This is a genomic window from Cellulomonas fimi, from assembly GCF_028527925.1.
GTDB lineage: Bacteria > Actinomycetota > Actinomycetes > Actinomycetales > Cellulomonadaceae > Cellulomonas > Cellulomonas fimi_C.
In genome coordinates this window covers 40,702-63,446 of record NZ_JAPESW010000003.1, presented here as the reverse complement: position 1 = coordinate 63,446, position 22,745 = coordinate 40,702, and the positions used below count along the sequence as shown (strand labels likewise).

The 22,745-nt window shown below is 74.8% G+C and carries 24 protein-coding genes and 1 tRNA gene; 14 read left to right on the top strand and 11 right to left on the bottom strand.

What is annotated here, in order from left to right; genetic code table 11:
- Positions 1 to 26: 26 nt before the first annotated feature.
- The 5 genes from tmk (at position 27) to OMK64_RS02250 (ending at position 4,305) form a co-directional block, all read left to right on the top strand.
- Positions 27 to 770 (top strand): dTMP kinase, encoded by a 744-nt coding sequence (gene tmk, locus OMK64_RS02270; RefSeq protein WP_272726348.1) that lies wholly within the window; start codon positions 27 to 29, stop codon positions 768 to 770.
- Positions 767 to 1,903: a DNA polymerase III subunit delta' gene (locus OMK64_RS02265; RefSeq protein ID WP_272726347.1), complete on the top strand. Its 1,137-nt coding sequence runs from the start codon at positions 767 to 769 to the stop codon at positions 1,901 to 1,903. The genes tmk and OMK64_RS02265 overlap by 4 nt, the downstream gene beginning before the upstream one ends.
- Positions 1,904 to 1,978: 75 nt before the next feature.
- Complete coding sequence (locus tag OMK64_RS02260; RefSeq protein WP_272726346.1) at positions 1,979 to 2,536, top strand: dihydrofolate reductase family protein; 558 nt, start codon at positions 1,979 to 1,981, stop codon at positions 2,534 to 2,536.
- A 36-nt stretch (positions 2,537 to 2,572) separates the two neighbouring features.
- Positions 2,573 to 4,150, top strand: a complete 1,578-nt coding sequence (locus OMK64_RS02255; protein WP_272726345.1) for an alpha/beta hydrolase — start codon at positions 2,573 to 2,575, stop codon at positions 4,148 to 4,150.
- Between the two features lie 79 nt (positions 4,151 to 4,229).
- Positions 4,230 to 4,305, top strand: a tRNA-Thr gene (locus OMK64_RS02250).
- Between the two features lie 132 nt (positions 4,306 to 4,437).
- Here OMK64_RS02250 and OMK64_RS02245 read toward each other — a convergent pair.
- The 10 genes from OMK64_RS02245 to OMK64_RS02200 form a co-directional block, all read right to left on the bottom strand.
- Complete coding sequence (locus tag OMK64_RS02245) at positions 4,438 to 4,968, bottom strand: hypothetical protein (protein WP_272726344.1); 531 nt, start codon at positions 4,966 to 4,968, stop codon at positions 4,438 to 4,440.
- Positions 4,965 to 6,953 carry a DUF6571 family protein gene (locus tag OMK64_RS02240; RefSeq protein ID WP_272726343.1) on the bottom strand — a complete coding sequence of 663 codons (1,989 nt, stop codon included), beginning with the start codon at positions 6,951 to 6,953 and terminating at the stop codon, positions 4,965 to 4,967. Before OMK64_RS02240 ends, OMK64_RS02245 begins: the two co-directional genes overlap by 4 nt.
- A complete protein-coding gene (locus tag OMK64_RS02235; protein WP_272726342.1) occupies positions 6,953 to 7,309 on the bottom strand; it encodes a hypothetical protein in 357 nt (118 codons plus the stop codon). Before OMK64_RS02235 ends, OMK64_RS02240 begins: the two co-directional genes overlap by 1 nt.
- 202 nt (positions 7,310 to 7,511) lie before the next feature.
- A complete protein-coding gene (locus tag OMK64_RS02230; RefSeq protein ID WP_272726341.1) occupies positions 7,512 to 8,753 on the bottom strand; it encodes a YibE/F family protein in 1,242 nt (413 codons plus the stop codon).
- The gene (locus OMK64_RS02225; RefSeq protein WP_272726340.1) at positions 8,750 to 10,096 is read right to left on the bottom strand and encodes a YibE/F family protein; all 1,347 of its coding nucleotides are present in this window, start codon (positions 10,094 to 10,096) and stop codon (positions 8,750 to 8,752) included. The genes OMK64_RS02230 and OMK64_RS02225 overlap by 4 nt, the downstream gene beginning before the upstream one ends.
- Positions 10,097 to 10,509: 413 nt before the next feature.
- Positions 10,510 to 10,947: a hypothetical protein gene (locus tag OMK64_RS02220; protein WP_272726339.1), complete on the bottom strand. Its 438-nt coding sequence runs from the start codon at positions 10,945 to 10,947 to the stop codon at positions 10,510 to 10,512.
- 40 nt (positions 10,948 to 10,987) lie between these two features.
- On the bottom strand, positions 10,988 to 11,626 hold the full coding sequence (locus OMK64_RS02215; protein WP_272726338.1) for a hypothetical protein: 639 nt from the start codon (positions 11,624 to 11,626) through the stop codon (positions 10,988 to 10,990).
- On the bottom strand, positions 11,623 to 11,907 hold the full coding sequence (locus tag OMK64_RS02210; protein ID WP_272726337.1) for a hypothetical protein: 285 nt from the start codon (positions 11,905 to 11,907) through the stop codon (positions 11,623 to 11,625). Before OMK64_RS02210 ends, OMK64_RS02215 begins: the two co-directional genes overlap by 4 nt.
- 9 nt (positions 11,908 to 11,916) lie before the next feature.
- Positions 11,917 to 13,362, bottom strand: a complete 1,446-nt coding sequence (locus tag OMK64_RS02205; RefSeq protein WP_272726336.1) for a hypothetical protein — start codon at positions 13,360 to 13,362, stop codon at positions 11,917 to 11,919.
- Positions 13,359 to 14,192, bottom strand: coding sequence for a hypothetical protein (locus OMK64_RS02200; RefSeq protein WP_272726335.1), 834 nt, complete (start codon positions 14,190 to 14,192; stop codon positions 13,359 to 13,361). Before OMK64_RS02200 ends, OMK64_RS02205 begins: the two co-directional genes overlap by 4 nt.
- A gap of 205 nt (positions 14,193 to 14,397) precedes the next feature.
- Between OMK64_RS02200 and OMK64_RS02195 the strand changes: the two genes are divergently transcribed.
- Positions 14,398 to 14,997: a hypothetical protein gene (locus OMK64_RS02195; protein WP_272726334.1), complete on the top strand. Its 600-nt coding sequence runs from the start codon at positions 14,398 to 14,400 to the stop codon at positions 14,995 to 14,997.
- A complete protein-coding gene (locus OMK64_RS02190) occupies positions 14,991 to 16,013 on the top strand; it encodes a hypothetical protein (RefSeq protein WP_272726333.1) in 1,023 nt (340 codons plus the stop codon). Before OMK64_RS02195 ends, OMK64_RS02190 begins: the two co-directional genes overlap by 7 nt.
- Before the next feature lie 117 nt (positions 16,014 to 16,130).
- Here OMK64_RS02190 and OMK64_RS02185 read toward each other — a convergent pair whose 3' ends face one another.
- Complete coding sequence (locus OMK64_RS02185) at positions 16,131 to 17,102, bottom strand: FHA domain-containing protein (protein ID WP_272726332.1); 972 nt, start codon at positions 17,100 to 17,102, stop codon at positions 16,131 to 16,133.
- Between the two features lie 266 nt (positions 17,103 to 17,368).
- Here OMK64_RS02185 and OMK64_RS02180 point away from each other — a divergent pair, with 266 nt between their 5' ends.
- From OMK64_RS02180 to OMK64_RS02150, 7 genes are all read left to right on the top strand, one after another.
- Positions 17,369 to 18,091, top strand: coding sequence for an SAF domain-containing protein (locus OMK64_RS02180; RefSeq protein ID WP_272726331.1), 723 nt, complete (start codon positions 17,369 to 17,371; stop codon positions 18,089 to 18,091).
- 2 nt (positions 18,092 to 18,093) lie between these two features.
- A complete protein-coding gene (locus OMK64_RS02175) occupies positions 18,094 to 18,876 on the top strand; it encodes a CpaE/TadZ family protein (RefSeq protein ID WP_272726330.1) in 783 nt (260 codons plus the stop codon).
- A 10-nt stretch (positions 18,877 to 18,886) separates the two neighbouring features.
- Positions 18,887 to 20,197, top strand: a complete 1,311-nt coding sequence (locus OMK64_RS02170; RefSeq protein WP_272726329.1) for a TadA family conjugal transfer-associated ATPase — start codon at positions 18,887 to 18,889, stop codon at positions 20,195 to 20,197.
- Positions 20,197 to 21,093, top strand: coding sequence for a type II secretion system F family protein (locus OMK64_RS02165; protein ID WP_272726328.1), 897 nt, complete (start codon positions 20,197 to 20,199; stop codon positions 21,091 to 21,093). Before OMK64_RS02170 ends, OMK64_RS02165 begins: the two co-directional genes overlap by 1 nt.
- Complete coding sequence (locus OMK64_RS02160; RefSeq protein WP_272726327.1) at positions 21,090 to 22,010, top strand: type II secretion system F family protein; 921 nt, start codon at positions 21,090 to 21,092, stop codon at positions 22,008 to 22,010. Before OMK64_RS02165 ends, OMK64_RS02160 begins: the two co-directional genes overlap by 4 nt.
- Before the next feature lie 69 nt (positions 22,011 to 22,079).
- Positions 22,080 to 22,304 (top strand): hypothetical protein, encoded by a 225-nt coding sequence (locus OMK64_RS02155; protein WP_272726326.1) that lies wholly within the window; start codon positions 22,080 to 22,082, stop codon positions 22,302 to 22,304.
- On the top strand, positions 22,301 to 22,735 hold the full coding sequence (locus tag OMK64_RS02150) for a TadE/TadG family type IV pilus assembly protein (RefSeq protein WP_272726325.1): 435 nt from the start codon (positions 22,301 to 22,303) through the stop codon (positions 22,733 to 22,735). The genes OMK64_RS02155 and OMK64_RS02150 overlap by 4 nt, the downstream gene beginning before the upstream one ends.
- The last annotated feature ends 10 nt before the right edge of the window (positions 22,736 to 22,745 follow it).

The window sequence follows — 22,745 nt, the reverse complement described above, 5'->3', positions numbered from 1 at the left end:
TGGGTGGCCGCGACTACCCTGACGTCGTGACTCCTGCTCCCGGCCTGTTCGTGTCGTTCGAGGGCGGCGACGGTGCCGGCAAGTCGACGCAGGCTCGGCTGCTCGCCGAGCGGCTGCGGGCGCAGGGCCGCGCGGTCGTGCTGACCCGGGAGCCCGGCGGCACGGCGCTCGGCCAGACGCTCCGCGACGCGGTGCTGCACGGCGAGCACGTGGACGCCCGCACCGAGGCCCTCCTGTACGCCACGGACCGCGCGCACCACGTGGCGTCGCTCGTCCGGCCCGCGCTCGAGCGCGGAGCGGTCGTCGTCACGGACCGCTACCTCGACTCGTCCGTCGCCTACCAGGGCACCGGCCGCGAGCTCGGCGCGGACGAGGTCGAGAACCTGTCGCTGTGGGCGACGCGGGGCCTGCTGCCCGCGCTGACCGTGCTGCTCGACCTCGACCCCGACGTGGGCCGCGCCCGCCTCACCTCGGCTCCCGACCGGCTCGAGAGCGAGGGCGACGACTTCCACCGCCGCACCCGCCTCGCGTTCCTCGACCGCGCGACGGCCGACCCCGACCGCTGGCTCGTGCTCGACGCGACGCGCCCGGCCGAGGAGCTCGCGGCGGTCATCGGCGACCGCGTCGACGCGCTGCTCGCGGCGGCGGTGTCGGCGGACGCCGACCGTGCCGCGGACGTCGACGGCGCCGCCGACGACGACCCGGCGGCGGCGGCCGACGCGGGGACCCGTCGCGAGGCGCCCGCCGACCCGAGCGCGGTGACGTCGTGAGCGTGTGGGACGACGTCGTCGGGCAGGAGCCCGCCGTCGAGGTGCTGCGCACGGCGGTCCGCGACCCGTCGGCCATGACGCACGCCTGGCTGCTGACGGGCCCGCCCGGGTCGGGCCGCTCGAACGCGGCGCGCGCGTTCGCCGCCGCGCTGCAGTGCGTCGACGGCGGCTGCGGCCGCTGCCACGACTGCACGACGACGCTCGGCGGCACGCACCCCGACGTCACGTACGTCGCGACCGAGGGCGTCGTCATCCGGGCTGACACGGTCCGCCCGCTCGTCGAGCTCGCGCAGCGGTCGCCGTCCCAGGGTCGCTGGCGCGTGATCGTCGTGGAGGACGCCGACCGCCTGAACGACACGAGCGGCAACGCGCTGCTCAAGGCCATCGAGGAGCCCGCCGCCCGCACCGTGTGGGTGCTGTGCGCGCCGAGCCCGCAGGACGTGCTCGTGACGATCCGATCCCGCAGCCGCTCGGTCGCGCTCCGCGTGCCGCCGGTCGACGCGGTCGCGGCGCTGCTCGTGTCGCGCGACGGCATCCCCGCGGATGTCGCGGGCGTCGCCGCCCGGGCCGCGCAGAGCCACGTCGGCATCGCCCGGCGCCTGGCGCGCGACCCCGAGGGACGTGCGCGCCGGTCCGCGGTCCTGGCGATCGCGGCCAAGATCCGCGGGGTCGGCGACGCGGTCCTCGCGGCGGGCGAGCTCGTCGAGACCGCGCAGGCCGACGCCAAGGCCGCGACCGAGCACCGCGACGCCGCCGAGAAGGCCGAGCTGCTCCGGTCGCTGGGCGCCGAGGGTGCGACGACGCTGCCGCCCGCGCTGCGCTCGCAGGTGCGCCAGCTCGAGGAGGAGCAGAAGCGTCGCGCCACACGCGCGCAGCGCGACGTGCTGGACCGCGCGATGGTCGACCTGCTGTCGCTGTACCGCGACGTGCTCGTCGTGCAGCTCGGCGCGGGCGTCGAGCTCGTCAACGTCGAGCACGCCGAGGCGGTGCGCACGCTCGCCGAGCAGAGCACGCCCGAGCAGACGCTGCGCCGCATGGACGCCGTCGGGCAGGCGCGCACGCGCATCGCGGGGAACGTCGCGCCGCTGCTCGCGGTCGAGGCGATGGCCATCGCGCTGCGACCGCAGGGCTGACGGGACGAGGCCGCGGCCGCGCCGCCGCCGCGCAGGACGGCGGCGCCGAAGGGCCTCCGGGCGAGAGGGGACGTCGTGGCGCTGCTCTACGCGGGGATCACGTCGCTCGACGGGTACACCGCCGACGCGGCCGGTGCGTTCGACTGGGCGCGGCCGCCCGACGACGTGCACGCGTACGTCAACGACCTCGAGCGCCCGGTCGGCACGTACCTGTACGGCCGCCGCATGTACGAGGTCATGCAGTTCTGGGAGACGGCGCACACGCTCCCCGACGCCCCGGACGTGGTCCTCGACTACGCGGCCGTCTGGCAGGGCACCGACAAGGTCGTGTACTCCTCGACGCTCGACGCGGTGACGACGGCCCGCACGCGGCTCGAGCGGAGCTTCGACCCGGTCGCGGTCCGCGCGCTCGTCGAGTCCTCGCCGGCCGACGTGTCGATCGGCGGCCCGACCCTCGCGGCGCACGCGCTGCGCGCGGGCCTCGTCGACGAGGTGCTGCTGTTCGTCGTCCCGGTCGCGGTCGGCGGCGGCACCCGGTTCCTGCCCGACGGCCTGCGCCTCGACCTGCGCCTCGTCGAGGAGCGCGCGTTCTCCGAGGGTGTGGTCCATCTGCGGTACGCGCGGCGGGCATGAGCCGGACCGCACAGGCGCGCCGACTACCGTAGGCGCGTGCCCGTGACGACCGCCTCGCCCCGACCGTCCGCCGCGACCGCCCGAGCGGGTGCGCGGCGGCGTGCCGCCGTCGTCGTCGCCGCGCTGGGCACGGTCGTCGTGCTCGTGCTCGGCGGGTGCGTCCCGGCCAAGAACCAGGCGCAGGTCCCGACGTCCGCCGCGACGTCGGGTGCGCCCGACGAGGCGCTCGCGTCGTTCTACGACCAGCAGCTCGAGTGGACGACGTGCGATCAGGGTGAGTGTGCCACGGCGACCGTCCCGCTCGACTACGCGGACCCGTCGGGGGCGACCATCGGCATCGCGCTGGCGCGCCGTCCTGCGACCGGGGGCTCGGCCGTCGCGTCGCTGCTCGTCAACCCCGGCGGCCCCGGCGTCTCGGGCGTGGACTTCCTCGACCAGGCCGCGTCGATGATCAGCGAGGACGTGCTGCGCCAGCTCGACCTCGTGGCGTTCGACCCGCGCGGCGTGCAGCGCTCGAGCCCGATCACCTGCATGGACGGCGAGGAGCTCGACAAGGTCGTCGCCTACGACGCGGACTACTCGACGGACGCCGGCATCCAGGAGGCGATCGACGTCTTCCGCGGCGTCGGCGAGGCGTGCCAGGAGCGCTCCGGCCAGACGCTCGCGCACGTCGACACGGTGAGCGCGGCACGCGATCTCGACGTGCTGCGCGCGGCGCTCGGCGACGACGCCCTCACCTACCTCGGCTTCTCGTACGGCACGCAGCTCGGGGCCACCTACGCGGCGCTGTTCCCGCTGCGCGTCGGCCGCCTCGTCCTCGACGGTGCGCTCGACCCCACCCTGACCGCCGACGAGCTCGCCGAGGGGCAGGCGCAGGGCTTCGAGAACGCGCTGCGCGCGTACGTCACGGACTGCCTGGCCGGCGCCCGCTGCCCGCTCACCGGCGACGTCGACCAGGCGATGGGGCAGATCCGCGCGCTCCTCGACCACGCTGTCGCCGACCCGCTGCCGACCGGCACCGACCGCCGCGTCACCGGCTCGCTCGCGTTCTACGGCATCGCCCTGCCGCTGTACTCGCAGCCCTCGTGGCCGTATCTCACGCAGGCGCTCGACGCGGCGATCCACGAGAACGACGGCTCGATCCTGCTGCAGCTCGCCGACGCGTACTTCGACCGCGAGGCCGACGGCACCTACTCGACGAACGCGACCGAGGCGTTCTGGGCGATCGGCTGCCTCGACGACCGGCAGAGCGCCGACCCGGCCGAGATGCGCGCGCAGGCGGACCGCATCCAGGCCGTCGCACCCACGATGGGCTCGTTCTTCTCCTACGGCGGCACCATCTGCGCCGACTGGCCCGTGCCCGTCGTCGGCGGTCTCGACGACTACTCGGCCAAGGACGCGACCGCGCCGATCCTCGTCGTCGGGACGACGAACGACCCCGCGACGCCGTACGCGTGGGCCGAGAAGCTCGCGACGACCCTGTCGACCGCGACGCTCCTCACCTACGAGGGCGAGGGCCACACCGCCTACGGGTCGTCCAACGACTGCATCGCCGACGCCGTCGACGAGTACATCCTCACCGGCACCGTCCCGCCCGAGGGCACGCGCTGCTAGCCGCTTTGGAGCCAGGGCCCTGCGCCGGGTACAGTGGGCGCGCTCGTCGATCCGGGGGTCCGCCCACGGGGACGACGACGCCGCCTTAGCTCAGTCGGCAGAGCGTCTCACTCGTAATGAGAAGGTCTGGGGTTCGATTCCCCAAGGCGGCTCCACCAGGAACCCGCGCTGGACCAGGCACCCCAGCCTGTGTCAGCGCGGGTTCCTCGTCGTTCAGGGCCGCGCACGTGGCGTCCGGCGCACGCAGGTCCCGCCAGGTGCGACGCCAGGTCCACACCTGGGCACGACTACCCGGGGAGACCGGGGACCTCTGCGCCGTCGCACGCCCACGGCAGCATCGAGACGAGCAGGTGGGTGGCGTCGGTCAGGCTGTCGCGCCCCTCGACGGTGCCCTCGAACCTGACCATCAGGACGTTGTCGCCGCACTCCCAGACGGCGACGTTCAGCTCGTCGCTCTGGTCGGCCCAGCCCTCGCCGGTCGCGTCCGCCGTGATCGGGACGGCGCCGCGCATCGTCTTCATGCTGTCCGCGGTCGGTCCGCTGCCGGGGCCGCCGTAGGTCACCGTCAGGCGCGCGTCGTCGCCCCGGTCGGCGAGGCAGCCGAAGGTGGCGTGGCCGAGACCCGGCTCCCAGGAGTTCCTCGTCTCCGTGTCCTCGGCAGCCCCGCCGAGGATGAGGTCGACACCCTCCTGCGGGACGCCGGGGCACGCCCACGGCGCCGCGGCCGTCGTCGGCACGGGGGAGTCGTCGGGCGTCGAGCAGGCGCCCAGCAGGAGGGCGAGCGCGAGGCCCGTCAGTGTCGCCGGTGTGCGTCTCATGTCGCCCTGTCTGCTCCGAATGCGAACTCGGCGGCGACGTCGGGCAGGAGCGCTGCGGCACGCTCCCCGGGGTCGCCGGACGTCATCCACGCCACGAAGGCCGACCGGACCTCGGGCCGTGAGGCCTCGTCGGCGTCGAACGCGCCACCGGTGAACCAGGGGTAGAGCCGGTCGTCGTTGTCGCGCATCGCCGACTCGGGCAGCAGGCCGCGTTCGGCCATCGCCGTGACCATCGCCATCTGCACGTCGATCAGAGCGGTCTGCTCGACCGTCTGCCGTGCCTCCGTGACGCGCGCTGCGTGCTGCGTCCAGGCCGAGGTGACCGCGTCCGTGCCGGCGGACTTGGCCTGGTCGACGAAGAAGGACGTGACGGCCCCGCCGGTCGGGATGAGGTCGATGATGTCGGTCGCCGCGCCCAGGAAGGCCTGGACGTTGGCGTCGGCCTCGGCGGCCTCGGCGGTCAGGCCCAGGGTCATGGAGTGCACGACGAATCCTTGCAGGGCGGCGGACTGGTTCGCGGCAGCCTGGGCCGCGCCGAAGTCGGAGCCCGTCGCCCACGCGTCCAGGCCCGCGGCCATCCGTGCGGCGTTGAGTGCGGCGGTGGCCTCGCCGAGGGTGCTCGCCGCGGCAGGGTCGGTCATCACCTCGCGGAGGACCTTCCGCAGCTCGGTGGCGCTGAACACGGCCGACGGCGGCAGGTCCGTCTCCCACACGGCACTGTTCGGCGGGCTCGCGGAGAGGTCCGTGGCGCCGTTCGCGATCTGGTTGATGTCGACGACGTAGGCGGCGAGCAGGTGTCCGAGGCTGTCCTTGCCGGCGTCGCCGAAGCTGCCCGCCTCGGCCAGGGCGTGCACGGTCGCGGACGCGACCGCGGCGGCGTCCGCGGCGCGCGGGTCGCCGTGGGTGTGCAGGGCGGTGGCGGCGACGTCGAGCGCGCGGCCTGCGGCGTCGCCGTCGTCGGTGTACCAGGACCGGCGCACGACGTGCTCGACACGGGCCGTCGTCCCGGGTCCGCCGCCGTCGGGGGCGAAGAACGCCAGGGTGGCCTGCGGGTCGCGTGCGAGCTGCTCGAGCACGGTGGCGAGCGGGTCGTAGCGCGGCTCGTGCCCGGCGCCCAGACGCCAGTCGAGGACGCCGGGCTGCTCGATCCAGTGGTTCTCGGTCCTGGTGCGCTCGAGGGCGACGAGCCCGCCGGCCAGGTCGACGAGGAACGTCCCGCCGTAGCGGCCGTGGCTCAGGACCTGCGACAGCGCCCAGCCTTCGCCGGTCTGCCCGGCGGCGGCCTCGAGCAGGCCGTCGGCGTACTCGCGGGGGAACGCGTCGCTCGTCGAGTACACCCCGAGCCCACGTCCGAGGGCGCCGACGACGTCGTCCTGCAGGACCCGCAGGTGCTCGACCGTCGAGGTGCTGCCCCGCCAGACGCCGTCGTCGACGGCGGACGCCGCGTCGCGCTCGTAGGCGGCCAGCAGGTCCTTGAGCACGATCGGGACCTCCAGGGTCCCGCGCGGCCCGAGCGTGTCGAGCACGCCCTGCATGACGAGCGCGTCCTGGCTGTACGTGCGCAGCAGCGCCGCCAGCCGGTCGAGCTGCTCGACGTCGCTGCGGTCGACGTGCTGGGAGTAGGGATCCAACCCGGTCAGGCGTGTCGCGAGCTGCGCGCCGAGCAGCCGTCGGACCTCCTCGATCGAGTCCCCGCCGGGCATCGACGTCGTCACCACGCCGCTCGTCGACCCGTGCAACGACCGGCCCGCCTCGGCCTGGTCGGCGAGCTCCATGAGGTCGACGCGGGCGCGCAGGTCGCCGCGCAGCCGCACGATCGTGTCGAGGTTCCGCTCGAGCTCGAGCGTCGACCGCGAGGGGGACAGCTGCGCCCGCCGCGCCGCCTGCTCGACTCGCGGCCAGCCGCCTCGGGCCTGCCGGGTGAACGTGTCCAGCTCGTCCAGCGCCTCGCGCAGCACGCCGAGGTCCATCGAGACGAGGCCCATCACACCGCCCGGGAGCGTGCGGACAGGGACGCCGGCTCGGTCTTCCACCGCAGGTGTGGCTGCGCCTGCACGTCGATCTGCACGGGCTCGTCGTCGCGCCTCGCGTCCGCGTCGTCGCGGAGCCCGGCGACGGCAGCCCGCCACGCCAGACCCGCCTCGGCCAGGTCGGCCAGGAACGCCGCGCGCGCCGTGCTGCCCGACGCCGTCCACGCGTCCGCGATCACCGCGGCGACGCCGCCGACGGGGTTGCCACGTCCTGCGCCCGCGTCGTGCAGCAGGTCCTCCGCCTGCACGCACACCTCGCCGAGCGCGCGCCGGTACACGTTCGTCCGGAGGTCGCCGGTCGTCCCGGTCACGCTCACGAGCACCCCCTGTCCGAATGGTCCGGGTCGGACCGTACCGGAAGCGGGCCACGGCTCGCGGGCGGCATCCCCTCGTCAGACTCGTTCGGGTGAGCCCGTTCGACCGTCCGCGCGCGGGCACCGCGGCCGGACGTCCGTCGTCGTCGCCCGGGCACCAGGAGGTGTGGCGGACGGGCGCGGACCGTCGGGCGTCGGGTCAGTGCCGGTGGCCGCCGCCGGACACGTGCGACGGGGCCAGCCGGGCGGCCACGACCGCGGCGACGGCCGTCGTGAGGGGGATCGCGAGGACCAGGCCGATCGACCCCGCGAGCGTGCTGACGATCTGCTCGGCGAACGCACCCGACGTGAGCGTCATGCCGAGCGGCTGGTCGTAGAGCTCCAGGAGCAGCAGGACGGGCAGCGAGGCACCCGCGTACGCGAACGCGATCGTGTAGACGGTCGACGCGATGTGGTCGCGGCCGATCCGCATGCCGCGCGCGAACAGCCCGCGCCACGACGCCGTCGGGTCGGACGCGCGCAGCTCGAACACGGCGGACGCCTGCGTGATCGTGACGTCGTTGAGCACGCCGATCCCCGCGAGCACGACGCCGCTGAGGAACACGCCCTGCAGGATGCGCACGCCGTCGTCGCCGAGGAGCCGCGCGAGCTGGTAGGTGTCCTCGGTCGAACCGGGGTGCAGGTGCGCCATGCGGGCGCCGACGACCCCGAGGACCGTGACCATGAGCAGCCCGCCGAGGGTGCCGAGCAGCGCGGTCGTGGTCCGCAGGGAGAACCCGTGCGCGAGGTACAGCACGGCGACCACGACGAGCGTCGCGGCCGACAGCGTCGCGACGAGCGCGGGCTGACCCTGGACCAGCGCGGGCACGAGGTGCACGGCGAGCACGACGAACGCGATCGCGAGCCCGACGAGTGCTCGGAACCCGCGCATCCCGGCGACGAGGACCGTGACGAGGGCGAACGCGAGCGCGAAGGTCGCGAGCGGCACGCCGCGGCGGAAGTCGCCCCACGCCCAGACCTCGTCGCCGTTCTCGTCGGAGGGGTAGTGCTCGAGGACGACGGCGGTGCCGGGCGGGACGTCGGCGCGCGTGAGCCCCGACGTGGCGATGACCTCGACGCTCGTGCCCGCCGCGCTGCCGCTGTCGACCTCCGCGGTGACGTGCAGGCAGCGCACGGTCGACGGCACCGACCCGTCGGGAGCCATGTCCTCGACCGTGCCGTCGCACGTGTCCCAGCGCGAGCCGGTGACGGTCGCGGAGACGCGCTCGACGTCGACGTCGACGAAGCCCGTCTCCGGGCGGCTCGCCTCGGTGGGCCACGTCGCGAGCGTCCCGACGAGCGCCGCGAGCGTCGCGAGCACGACGAGGACGACCAGGGCGACGGCGGTGCGCGGCGACCCCGTGCGGCGGGTCCGCGCCGTGGGAGGCGCGTCGAGGGTCATGACGCCACCGCCGCGTGGCCGTCGTCCGCCGCGTCCCCGTCGGAGCGCGGGTGGTGCGCGCGGTCGGGGCCGTCGGGACCGGGGGCGGACCCGTCCGCGGCGTCGTCGCCCGGCTCGTCGTCGGGCCGTGCGCTCGTACCGGTCGCGCTGCCTCGCACGAGCAGCGCCGCGAGGACCGTCGTCACCGGGATCGCGAGCACCAGCCCGATCGACCCGACGAGCGTGCGCACGACCTCCTCGGCGATGTCCCCGCTGCTCAGCACGCCCAGCAGCCCCCGGTCGGTGAGGCTGACGAGCAGCACGAGCGGCAGCGCCGCGCCGACGTAGGCGAACACGATCGTGTACACCGTCGACGCGATGTGGTCGCGTCCGATCCGCATCCCGCGCCCCACGAGCTCGCGCCACGTGCTGCCCGGTCGTGCGGCGTGCAGCTCCCACACCGCCGACGCCTGCGTGATCGTCACGTCGTTGAGCACGCCCAGCCCGGCCAGGACCATGCCGCACAGCAGGACCGACCGCAGCCGCACCTCGGGGGCCGCCGACATGAGGTCGAGCGCGTACTCGCCCGACAGGCCGGTGAGGTGCGCGGACCCGCTCGCCCACGACGCGATCGCGGCGGTCGCCGCCAGCCCGACCAGCGTGCCCGCGAGCGCGGTCGACGTCCGCACCGAGACGCCGTGGGCCAGGTAGAGCACGGCGTACATGATGACGACGCTCGTCACGAGCGCGACCGGCACGGCCGGCTGCCCCTGGAGCAGCGCGGGCAGCGTGAACACGCCGACGACGAGAAGACCGACGACCATCCCGCCGAGCGCCGCGAGCCCGCGCCAGCGCGCCACCAGCACCACGAGCCCCGCGAACACCGCGGCCAGCAGCAGCATCGGCGGCCCGCGCTCGAAGTCGACGAACACGTACGTCGTCGTGAGCGTCGGCTCGGCGGTCACGTCCGTGAGGTCCCCGACGTCGGCCGTGGACATCGCCGCGACCCGGACCCGGTCACCCACCACGACCTCGGGCACGTACTCGGGCGGCACGTGCAGGTCCACGACCTCACCGTCGGCCAGGCGTACGGCCGCCTGGTCCATCCCCGTCGCGTCGGGCCGGACCTCCGTGACCTCGCCCGTGGTGTACGTGACGCCCGGTCCGGTCGTGTCGAGCACGGGAGGGCGTGCGTCCGCCGACGGCCACAGCCACCACGCACCGACCAGCGTCAGCAGCAGCACCGGCCCCAGCACCGCCGCGAGCCAGACGCGGGCGCGCGCGGCCGTCACGCGCACGGCGTCGGCGTCCACCGCCGCGGCCTCGTCGGGCGCGGTCATGGGCGGGAGGTGGCTGTGGGGCACGACCCAGCATCATCCACCGTCCCGGCGGTGGGGGAGCCGACGCGCCGCGCGCGGCCAACGCGGCGGAGCGCAGGCGGGCGCGGGCGCGGTCGCGGGTGCGCGTGAGCGGGACGTCCGACGGGGGTGGGCGGCCCCGAGGGGGAGGGGCCGCCCACCGGAGGCTCACGGGTCGCGGTCGCCACAGCCACGTCGCCCGACCTCCGTCGGACCCCACGTCGCCTGGCCGCCGGAGGACGGCGTGCGCCGTCGTGGGGCACTCCCGGCAGCATCGCTGCTCGCGGCGGCACGGATGCCGGACCTAGGTCCCGGGAGCGGCGTCGCGGCCGTTGACCAGGCGGGCGTTGACCGTCGGGGCAGGAGGGTCCTGCGGCCGATCCGGGAGCCGTGAGCTCCGCCGCCGGCGGTGCCCGGTGCTACGCGTGCTCGGCCAGCACGGCGTCGAGCGCGGCGCGGAAGGCGTCGGGGTCCTTCGTCGAGACGATGACGCGTTCGCCGTTGCGCCGGGTCAGGGCGACGATGCGTGGGTGCGCGGTCGACGCGGTCGCGCCCCACTGCCCGCCGGCGAGCTTGCCCTCGACGATCTCGCCGGGCTGCGAGACGCCCGGGTACAGGTCGGCGAGCCGGACCTTGAGGCGGCCCACGCGGAGCTCGGTGTCGGTGACGCGGATGTTCGTGTAGCGGCCCACGCTCCAGACGAGGACCCCGCCCAGCACGGCGACGATGCTCACGAGGATGGTCGCGAGGACCCAGCCGCCATCGGTCAGCGCCAGGCCGACCCACAGGACGGCGCACACGACGACCAGGGTCAGGGTCGAACGGCGTCGCGACGCGCGCTCCTCGTACCGGATCACCGGGCCATCCTAGGGTCCGGCCGGTCGCCGCCCGCGGCGGTCACAGGAACTCCCCGCGCAGGACGCGCTGCGTCTTCGGGAGCAGGCACGTGTGCGCCCGGTCGAGCACCCACAGCAGCGGCAGCAGCACCTCGGCGAGGCTCGCGGACGCCTCCCAGCGCACCTCGGGCGGCCCGGACGCCGGACCCGGACGGCCCGGGACGGGGCGCAGCAGGTGCGTGACGACGGGTGCGGACTCGTCCGATCGCGTCAGCTCCATCCGGTCGGCGAAGATCCGGCCCGCCGGCCGCCACTGCCAGGAGCGTCCGGCCGGACCCGACACCCGGAGCTGCCACCGGTCGCGCCCGCTGCGCTCGCGGTCGAGCGCGACGGTCTCGCCGAGCACGTCGACGGGCATGAGGACGAAGTTCCACAGGATGCTGTCCGGACCGCCGGTGGCGGGCTGTCGGAAGCCGCTGGCGATCTCCCGTGCGCCACCCGGGGCCGCGTCGTCGGCGAGCGACGCGACGAGCACGCGGTGCCGCCAGACGACCGTGACCCGGTGGCCGGCGACGTCGACCTGCGTACGCGCGGCGAACGGGACGGACTTCGGCATGTGGTGGAAGTCCGGGATGCTCAGCTCGTCGACGACCGGCACGACGCCCGCGACGCCCAGCGGCGCCCAGACGTCGACGGTCACTGGGGCTGCCTCTCGCGGCGCGCGTCGCGCTCCTCCTGCTCCTCACGCTCCTCGGCCCGGCGGGCCTCGCCGCGCACACGGGACGCCTCGTCGCGCAGGTTGCGGGCGGCCGACTGCGCGGCCGACCGCCAGCCGTTGAGGGCGCCACGGACGTCGGTCGCGTTCGCGCACTCCCAGTCGGGGGAGTCGGCGATGGACTTCGCGGGGTCGATCGCGATCTCGACGTCGGCCGCGAGGGCGTCGAGGGCCTGCGCCTTGGCGAAGAGCTCGGTCGATGTCATCGCGCCCTCTCAGAACCAGTTCATGGGGTTGAGGTCGGACTCCTTGATGTCGTCCAGGCGGTCGCCGACCCACTCGCCGGCCTCCTCGGCCCGGTCGCCCGCCCAGTCGACGGCCTGGTCGGCCGCGGCGGTGATGTCGTCCCAGTGCTCGACGACCTCCGCCCCCGCCCACACGACACCGGTGACGGCGACCAGGCCGAGCGTGACCGGGTTGGGCGCGATGAGGGCCGCGGTCATCGACGCGTTGAACGCGGTCTCGGCGTACTCGCCGATGACGTGCGCCTTGCCCTCCGTGCCCCCCTCGGACCAGAGCCGGTTGTTCTCGTCGAAGTTGTTGACGAGCCCGACGACGCCGTCGACCGTCGCGAACGCGCTGCCCGCGACGCCGAGGACCCGCAGCGCACCCGCGGACCTGAGCATCGTCGTGACGCCCGACTGGTTCGCCATCGTGAGGAGGTTGCCGGCGCCGCGCGCGACGACGACCCCCGTGGTCGGGTTGATCCACGGCTTGCCGACGATCGCGTTGCCCCACGTGGCGAGCCGGGTCGCGAGCTGCCCGGTCCGTGTCTCGCCGAGCATCCGGGAGACCCAGGTCGTCGCCTGGACGCCCTTCTCGCTCTGCAGGAGCTTCGCCAGCAGCGTCGGCTGCATCTCGCCGTTCACCGCGTACGTCTGCGTCGCGGAGGACATGCGGGTCACCCACGCGTCGAAGTCCTCGACGGTCGGCGCGAGCTTGAGCAGGTAGTTGCCGACGGTGTTGGGGACGAACGAGCCCGGGTACTTGAACGGCACCTTGCCGGCGAGACCCCGGCGGTCCGCCGCCGTGAGGGCCGCGGACAGCCGGTTCGCCCAGGCCGCGTCGGACTCGGCGAGCGACGCGAGACCCGGCTGGATGATCTTGCGGTCGGCGAGCCAGCGCGCGAGGGCAGGACCGCCCTGGAAGATCAGCGTCCCGGCGGCCGCGACCGCCGCACCGCCGCCGACGACGAAGTTCTGGATGTCGTGGTAGGCGTCGACGAGGGCCGTGGCCTGCTCGCTGTCGGACATGCCGGCGAGCTTCTCGAGCGCCTCGGCCTGGAGCTGCTCGAACCACTCGGCGAGGTTGGCGGGGTCCGTGTCGTTCCAGGCGTTCGGGGCCGTGTTCGTGGCGCGCACCGCGATCAGCGCGTCCTCGACGGACATCGACTGGCCCGCGATCGCGGCCGCCTGGTCGGCGGTCATGCTCACGCCCCCGAACGTCGGGTTGGCCTGCGCCATGTGCTCGAGCACGCCGATCCGCTGACGCAGGTCCCGGGAGACGTCGCGCGCCCACTGCTCGGCACCGTTGAGTCCCGCGAGGTCGACCCGCGCGTCGAGCGCGGAGGCGCGGGAGAAGAGCTCCGGCAGGTCCTCGGCGAGGTCCTCGAGCGCGACGACGGTCGCGGCGAGGACCTCCTTGTCGATCTTGACCGTCACGACGCGCCGACCCGGGCCAGCACCGACCGCAGGTCGGCCGACGACGGGAGGAGGCCCGCGAGGAGCCCCCACACCTCGCCGCCGGACACCGGGCGGAACATCGCGAGCGTGTCCGGCGTGACGTCCTCGGGACGCAGCGGCTCGGCGGGCTGCTCGCGCACCCAGTAGCCGCCGGGCCCGCAGTCCCACAGCGCGAGGCCCCGGGCGTCGGTCGCGGCGTCCGGGCCCCACACGAGGCTCACGCGGGCGGTCGACTCGAGGAAGGACAGCGTCGCCAGGAGCATCGACCGGTCCGCCTCGGCGACCTCGCCGAAGAAGCGCTCGAGCTGCGCCGTGGCGACGACCTTGGCCGGCTCCCACGTGTCGTCGGTCAGGCTCATCGTCTGGACCACCGCGTCGACCGCCCGCAGCGGGACCGTGAACGGCGTCGCGATCTTCGGCACCTCGCGGCGGCGCAGCCCGGCGAGCCGGGCGAGGATCCACAGGACCTGCGGCAGCTCGTCCTGGCAGTAGACCGCCCCGGCGTCGTCGCCGCCCTGGGGCCACGGGTCCGTGTACCAGACCGTCTCCTCGCGCACCGCGAGCACGGCGAGCGTGGGTCCCTGCGGCCCCGCGGTCTCGACCGACGCCTGGATCATCGGCTCCGTCACGGTCCGGACCAGGTCGACGACGAGCGGGTGCACGGCGCCGTCGTCATCGACGACGCCGGCACGCACGAGCGCGGCGCGTGCCTCCTCGGGAGCGGGCTCCCCGTTGTGGAGCAGACGGAGCGTCTCGAGCTCGTCCTCACTGAGGGCGACCCTGCGCCGCACGACGTCCAGACGAGCCATGCTCACGTCCACCCTTCGAATCCGGCGATTTCGGACAGCACCCTAGTGGCGACCCCCGGGAGTGCGTGACCGCTCGTCCACCGCACCCCCCGGACGGCCGCACGACCGGGCGTCCTGCCGACGGCCACGCCGCGGCCTCTCGGGGCATTCGGTACGGTATCGGTCGGTTCGGTCGACCGGGCCGAGGGTCGCAGGAAGGGCGCAGATGAGCCGCTGGGTCGTGGTCGTGGTGTCGACGCTGGTCGTGGGCCTGCTGGCGGGGTGCGGCGGGGCCGAGGAGCCCGCGGGTCTCACCGCGGCGCCGACCACGACGCCGACGCCGAGCGCCACCCCGACCCCGGAGCCCGAGGTGGACGACCTGTCCGACCCCGAGCTCGGGATCGTGTTCACGGACGTGCCGGCGCTCACGGGCGACGAGGCCGACGTCCACAACTGGCTCGCCACGTACGAGAAGGAGTACTGGCGGACCCTGCGGACCAACACGGTGAGCCCCGCCTTCTCCCTCATCGCGTCGCCCGAGCTGCAGGGGGCCATGCAGAAGGTGGTCGACAAGAACGTCGCGATCCAGGCGTCCATCGGCGGCGTGCTCGAGACGCGCGTGAGCAACGTCGCCGTCACGGGGGACCAGGCGACCGGCGAGATCTGCGAGGACTTCTCGAAGGCCACCTTCGCGGACGCGACCCGCACCTACACGCCCGCCGAGGCGGGGTTCGGCGAGAAGAAGCACAAGGCCTACACGCTGACCCGCGTGCCGGGCGAGGACCGCTGGCTGGTCGCCACCAACGAGGTGTCCGGGACATGCTGAGGCGGCCCGCCGCCGTTCTCGGCCTGTCCGTCGCGCTGGTCCTGGTCCCGCTCACGGCCGCTGTGGCGGACGACCCGCCGTTCGGCCAGGAGGAGACCGCGGGGCCCGGCGACTCGAGCGGCCCCGGCACCGGCACGAGCGGCGGGTCGTCGGGCGGGTCGATCCAGGTGACGGTCTCGCAGTCCGGGTCGACGTCGGGCGGCCGGACGTTCACGAGCACCACGACGCGCACGGTCGCGCCGCTGTGCTGGATGGGCCGGGGGCCGACGGGGGCCGAGTACTACGAGTACTGGAAGCTCGGCGGACCGGCTCGCGAGTCCGACACCCTCGACGACTTCGCCAACCAGGGCCTGCTGCACCAGGGCTGGGAGGAGCACGCGACCGACACCGAAGGCCACTGGTACGAGGCGACGTGCAGCGCTGCCGCTCCCGGAGAGGTCGCGACCGAGTACTACCTGTCCCACCCGGCGGTCTGGGTCGGACCGACCGACCCGGTGCCTCCGCAGGACGCGGAGGTCGACCCCGAGGTGCTCGCGCAGATCGCGTCGGAGTCGATGGACCTGCCCCGCGGGACCATCCGCTGGAACCCGAGCCTGTCGGGGACCGGGGCCACGGTCGTCGGCACCGACACCTGGGTGTGGGTCGAGGACGCTGCCACCACGGTGTCGGTGACCGCGCAGATCCCGTCGGGCACGTGGGCGCGCGTCGATGCCGCCCTGTCCGCCCTGCAGGTCAGCGCCCCCGGGGCCGAGTCCGTGACCTGCCCCGACACGGGCACCCCGTGGGGCGGCGGTGCGGCGACCACGACGTGCGCGCTGCGGTTCGTCCGGTCCAGCGCGAACCAGCCCGTCAAGGCGGGGCAGTCGCAGCCCACCGCGACGCTGACCGCGCAGGCGACCTGGACCGCGTCGTGGGTCTCGTCGGAGGACCCGAACCCCACCGCGCTGCCCGCGCAGACGATCTCCGCGACCGCTGAGGTCCCGGTCGCCGAGATCCAGAGCGTCGTCTCGCGCTAGAACCACCGACCCGCGGGCGTGGCCACGCCGGCGTCTGCGGTGGGTGCCGCGTCGGGTGCTCAGCCGGTCACGTGCTGAGGCGCCCGATGTCGGTCAGGCGCTCACGCGCTCAGGCGCTCAGGCGCTCAGGCCGAGCGTGCAGCGCACCTCGCCGAGCAGCACCACCGTGCCGGCCGGCACGGCGACGGGCGTGTGCGGCACGAGCCGCACGGGAGCGTCGAGCAGCACGTGGGTGCCGTTCGTCGAGCTGAAGTCGGTGACCAGGATCGTCCCGTCGGGCTCGACGTCGACGAGCGCGTGCGTCTTCGACACCGTCGCCCCGACCACGCGCACCGGCGTCCGCCCGGTCGGGGCCACCGGGTCGCGACCGAGCGACGCGCCGCCGGGCACGCGCACGGGCGCACCACCGTCGACCGTCAGGACCAGGGCGCGCTCGGGCGACGTCACGGCCGCGCCGCGCACCGCCCCGGCCGCTGCGGGCTCGGGCGGCAGCACCGGGACGGACACCGGCGAGAGGCCATCCGGCAGGGCCAGGACGGCCGCAGCAGCGACGCCGTCCGGCAGGGCCGGGACGGACGCCCGCGCGAGGCCGTCCGGCAGGTCGCCCGGCACGGTCGGCAGCGCGGGGACGGGGCGCGGTGCCGGGAGCGACGCGAGCAGGCCCTCGTCGGGCTGGCTGAGCGTCGCCGCGTCGAGCACGGCGACGGGGTCGGTCTCGACGCGCAGCGGCTCGAGCGTGCCGCACGCACCGCACGCGAGCGCCGCGACCGGCTGGTCGGACCCGCACCGGCGGCAGGGCGCCGGTGGGACGTCGACGAGCACACCCGGTCCGTCGGCCGGGAGGGTGCGCAGCGTGCCGTCGGGGTGCGCGGCCAGCAGCGACGCGCCGGCCGCGTCGGCGAGCACGACGCGGACCGGCCGCCCCACGGTGCGGGCCACCGCGACGGCCCGCGCGAGCGCACCGGCCCGCAGGCGGGCCGTCGAGGGGGCCGCGCACGCGGAGGCGTGCTCGTTCACGTGCACGGTCCCCGTGCCGTCCGGTGCGAGCCGGGCCCGGACGAGCGGCCACGTCGCCGGGACGGCCGCCACCCGATCAGGTGAAGCGTGCGGGCGCCCGGTCACCGGACACCGCCTGCGTGCCGACGGGCGGTGCCTCGTCGCGCGGGGGATGTCGCCGCAGGCAAGTGCGCGCTCGCCGCCATGGAAGGCCTCCTCGGGCTGTGGTCGGCGGCCATGGTAGACGCGCCGGGACCGGTCGCGACCGTGCGCGGTCGGGATCGTGACCGTCCGATTTGCCCATATAGTCATGCAGTCCTTGCACGAACCGCTCGCAGCGTGAGGTTGGACCCCCATCGATGACGGTGAACACGAGCACGCCCGGAGGCGTGGCCGCGCAGGACCGCCGCCGCGCCCGTGACGAGCGCGGGATGAGGTCGGCGGGAGCCGCGCGCGCCGACCGGCTCCCGCACGCACCGCGCGAGCGGCGCCCGCTGCTCGCCGCGTTCGCGGTGCTGCTCATCGTCGGAGGTGCCGCGGCGGCCGGCCTGCTCGCCCTGCGCGCCGACGAGCGCGTCCCCGTGCTGGTCGCCGCCCGCGACATCGCGGTCGGCGAGGAGATCACCGCCGACGCGCTCGCCACCACGCCCGTCGCGTCCGAGGGCACCCTCCTGGTGCCCGCGTCGCAGCAGGACCTCGTCGTGGGGCAGTTCGCGCGGATCGCCGTCACGAAGGGCCAGCTCGTCGACACCTCGATGCTCACCGCGACCCGCACGCTGCAGGACGGCAAGGTCGCGGTCGGTGCGTCGTTCGAGGAGGGGCGTGCGCCCGCGTCCGGCCTGGTCGCGGGTGACGTCGTCCAGCTCGTCCGGGTCGTGGACGGCAAGGGCACCGTGCTCGTGGCCGACGCGCTCGTGAGCTCGGCGACCACCCCGACGGAGGGGGCGAACGGCGGTCAGGTGACCGCGACGTTCATCGTCGACGAGTCCGACGGCGCCGAGCTGGCCGCGGCGGCAGCCGAGGCGTCGCTCTCGGCCGTCCTCGTGAGCCGCGGGACGCCGGTCGTGGGTCAGGAGGGCTGACCGTGCTGGTCGCGATCGGCTCCGCGAAGGGATCGCCCGGGGTCAGCACGACCGCGCGCGTCCTCGCCGGCGTGTGGCCCTCGGACGTCGTCCTCGCCGACGCGGACCCCGCCGGCGGCGACGTGTCGCTGCTGGGCCGGACGGCCTCGCGAGGGCCGCTCGACCCGGAGCGCGGGATCCTGTCGCTCGCGGCCGACGCGCGTCGCGGGCTCGCGAACGACAGCCTCGACGACCACCTGCAGCAGCTCGAGGGCGGCCTCGACGTGCTGTGCGGCGTGACGAGCCCCGAGCAGATGACGGGCATCGCGCCGGCGGTGCCGGCGCTCGCGGCGGCGTTGGCGCACCACCCGACCCGGGACGTCGTCGTCGACTGCGGGCGGATCCACGCCGGCAGCCCGGTCATGCCCGTCGTCGCGGCGGCCGACGTGCTCGTGCTGCTCGCGCGCCCGCGCCTGGAGTCGTACGCGCACCTGCGGGAGCGCCTGCGCTGGCTCGCGCAGATGCGCGCGACCTCGACCCGCCGGTTGCCCGCCGTGGGCGTCGCCCTCGTGGCGGACAGCCGGGACCGCCGGTCGCTCGGCGAGCTCGCGCAGCTCCTCGCGCACGAAGGGCTGCCCGTGACCGTCCTGGGGCAGGTCGCCGAGGACCAGCGCGCCGCCGACGTCGTCGCCGGGCGGCTCGACCGCGGGGTCGAGCGCTCGCTGCTCGTGCGCTCGGCGCGTCAGCTCGTCGCGCCCGTCGCCGACCTCGGCGCGTCGCAGGGCGCCGTGCGGGCCGGGATCTGAGGGGGCGCGCATGGCGGTCGACCAGGCGCTGGTGCGCCGGCTCCGCGAGGAGGTCGCGGACATCCTCGCGCGGCAGCGCCGTGACGACGCCGCGGCGGGCGTGGCCCAGATGTCGGGGCAGGACGAGCGGCAGTTCGCCCGCGCCGTCGTCAATCGGGTGCTCGACGCCTACGCGCGGGCGGAGATCGCCGCCGGTCGCACGCCGCCGTCGCCGGTCGAGGAGAGCGAGCTCGCGTCCGGGATCCACGCGGCGCTGTACGGCGTCGGCCGCCTCCAGCCGCTGCTCGACGACCGGGACGTCGAGAACGTCGACATCAACGGCTGCGACAACGTCTTCGTGCAGTACGCGGACGGCCGCGAGGCGCGGATGCCGCCCGTCGCGGACTCCGACGACGAGCTCGTCGAGCTCATCCAGATCCTCGGCGCCTACTCGGGCCTGTCGAGCCGCCCGTTCGACTCGGCGAACCCGCAGCTCGACATCCGTCTGCCCGACGGCAGCCGCATGTCGGCCGTGATGGACGTGTGCGCACGGCCCTCGATCTCGATCCGGCGGGCGCGCCTGTCCCGCGTGCACCTCGACGACCTCGTGCGGCTCGGCTCGGTGACCAACGAGATCGCGGCGTTCCTGTCGGCGGCCGTCGCGGCGCGCAAGAACATCATGATCGCGGGCGCGACGAACGCCGGGAAGACGACGATGCTCCGCGCGCTGGCCAACGAGATCGGCCCGCACGAGCGCCTCATCACCGTCGAGCGCGCGCTCGAGCTCGGCCTCGGGGAGTTCCCCGACCTGCACCCGAACGTCGTCGCGTTCGAGGAGCGGCTGCCCAACTCCGAGGGCAACGGCGCGATCAGCATGGCCGAGCTCGTGCGCCGCAGCCTGCGCATGAACCCCAGCCGCGTCATCGTCGGCGAGGTGCTCGGCGACGAGATCGTCACGATGCTCAACGCGATGAGCCAGGGCAACGACGGGTCGCTGTCCACGATCCACGCGAACTCGTCGATCGAGGTCTTCAACCGCATCTCGACCTACGCGATCCAGTCGCAGGAGCGCCTGCCCGTCGAGGCCACGATGATGCTCATCGCCGGCGCGATCGACTTCGTCGTGTTCGTGCAGAAGCAGAACGACTACCTGCACGGGGGGCGGCTGCGCCGGTTCGTCGCGAGCATCCGCGAGGTCAACGGCATCGACGGCCGCGTGCTGTCCAGCGAGGTGTTCGCGCCGGGGCCGGACGGCGTCGCGGTCGCGTCCGCGCCGATCGCCTGCCTCGACGAGCTCGTCGCCGTGGGCTACTCGCCCGGCTACGCGATGCGGGGCCTGTGATGGCGCCGTCCACGATCTTCATCGTCCTCGCGGGGGCCGTCGTCGGCCTCGGCATCGCGCTGCTCGTCGAGTCGCTGCGACCGCGCACCCGGGACGCAGGCGTCGTGCACGGCGGGCCGTCGCTCGTCGACCGGCTCGGCCGCCGGGCGCTCCTCGCGGCCGTCGCGGCCGTCGTGGTGCTCGTCCTGACGCGGTGGCCGGTCGCGGCCGTCGCCGCCGCGGCGCTCGTCCTGTCGTGGACGTCGCTCTTCGGCGGGGCGAAAGCGGAGCGGCAGGCGATGGCCCGGCTCGAGGGCCTCGCGTCGTGGGCCGAGTCGCTGCGCGACACGATCGCCGGCGCGGTCGGCCTCGAGCAGGCGATCCCCGCGACCGTCTACGCGGCGTCGCCGACCATCCAGCCGCAGCTCCGCATGCTCGTCGACCGGCTGCGGGTGCGCGTCCCGCTCGGCACGGCCCTCCAGCGGTTCGCGGACGACCTCGACGACCCGAGCGCCGACCTCGTCGTCGCGGCGCTGATCCTCAACTCGCGCCTGCGCGGCCCGGGCCTGCGGCAGGTGCTCACGTCGGTCTCGGAGTCCGCGCGCGCCGAGCTCGACATGCGCCAGCGCGTGTCGGCGGGCCGGTCCTCGACCCGCAGGTCCGCGCAGATCGTCATGGGCTTCTCGACGCTCATGATCTTCGGCCTGGCGATCCTGAACCCGACGTACGTCGCGCCGTACGGCACACCGACCGGGCAGGCCGTGCTGGTGGTCGTCATCGCGCTGTTCGCCGCCGGGTTCTGGTGGATGAAGCGCCTCTCGGGCGTCGACGTCCCGGCCCGATTCCTCGTCGCGACCCCCGACCGTCACGGGCAGCCGCAGGTCGACGCGACGACGCCGGTGGGGGGTGCGTCGTGACGCTCGTGCTCGTCGCGGGGGCCGTCGTCGGCCTGGGCGTGCTCCTGCTCGTCGTCGTGCTGGCACCCCCGCCGACGCACGCCGGCAGCGCCCTGGCACGGCTCGACGAGGAGCGCCGGCAGAGCCGCGCGTACGCGCGCGCGGTCGGCGTCGACCCGCGCGCCGGGGAGGGGGCCCGGTGGCGCCTCGCCCTCGGCCGCGAGGCTGCGCGCCGTGTCACGGCGACCGGTCTGCCGCTCGACGCCCTCCGTGCGGACCTCGCGATGACCGGGCTCACGCTCGACGCGTTCCTCGCGCGCACGGTGCTCGCGTTCGTAGGGGGCTTCCTCGCACCGCTCGTCACGGGTGCGGTGCTCGTGGCGCTGCACGTCGACGTGAACCTGTCCGTTCCGCTGCTCGTCTCGCTCCTCGTCGGCGTCGGCGCCGCGGCGGTCCCGTGGCTCGCGGTGCGGTCGCAGGCCGCGGCGCGGCGCCGCGACTTCCGGCACGTCGTCGGGTCGTTCCTCGACCTCGTCTCGATGAGCCTCGCGGCCGGGCGCGGCGTCCCCGAGGCCCTGCAGGGTGCGTCCGAGCTGAGCGACGGGTGGGCGATGGTCCGGATCCGGGACGCGCTCGGCGGCGCCCGGCTGCGCGGCGAGACGCCGTGGTCCGCGCTCGGCGGGCTCGGCACGGAGCTGCGCGTCGACGAGCTGCGGGACCTCGCGGCCGCGCTCGCGCTCGTCGCCGAGGACGGCGCGAAGGTGCGCGACTCGCTCGCGGCACGCGCGGGCTCGATGCGTCGACGCGAGCTCGCGGAGGCCGAGGGGAAGGCGGGCGAGAGCTCGGAGTCGATGCTCGTCGCCCAGCTCCTGCTCGCCGTCGGCTTCCTCGTCTTCCTCATCTACCCGGCGCTGCAGAGCGTGCTGGGCCAGACATGACCCGCCCCCCGCACGGCCGGGCGGGCCGCGAACCGCACGAGACGACACTCGACAAAGGACGGTGCTGACATGAGCGTTCCCCACCGGGGAGTCTGGGACTACCTCGTCATGGAGCTGCGACGCCGCTACCAGCGTGCCCGCCTCGCGGAGGACGTCGGCGCGTCGGTCATCGAGTGGGTCATCATCACGGGCGTCCTCGTGCTGCTCGCGGGCGTGGTCGGCACGGTGATCTACAACCTCGCCAACGACGCCGCCGACGCCATCGAGATGCCCGACGCCCCGGGCGGACCGTGACCGCTCCGCTCCTGACCCCGATCCGCCGACGGCTGCACGCGTCCGGCGAGCGCGACCGTGGCGCGAGCTCGATCGAGCTCGCCGTCTACACGCCCCTGCTGATGCTCGTGATCCTCGTGACGGTGCAGTTCGCGCTCACGTGGCACGGCAACCAGCTCGTGGGTGCCGTCGCGCGGGAGACCGCGCGCGTCGTGCGGACCGGCGGCGGCACGCCGGCGTCGGAGACGGCCGCCCGCGCCCGTGCGGTCGAGTTCGCCGAGCTGATCGGCGGCCAGAACCTGCAGGACCTCGACGTCGAGATCAGCCGGCCGACCCCCGACACCGTGCGCGTCGAGGTCTCGGCCCGCTCGAAGGAGATCGTGCAGGGCATGGCGCCGCGGGTGAGCGCGCTCGTCCAGGGGCCCGTCGAGCGGTTCCGGGCGGACCAGTGACGCGCTCGAC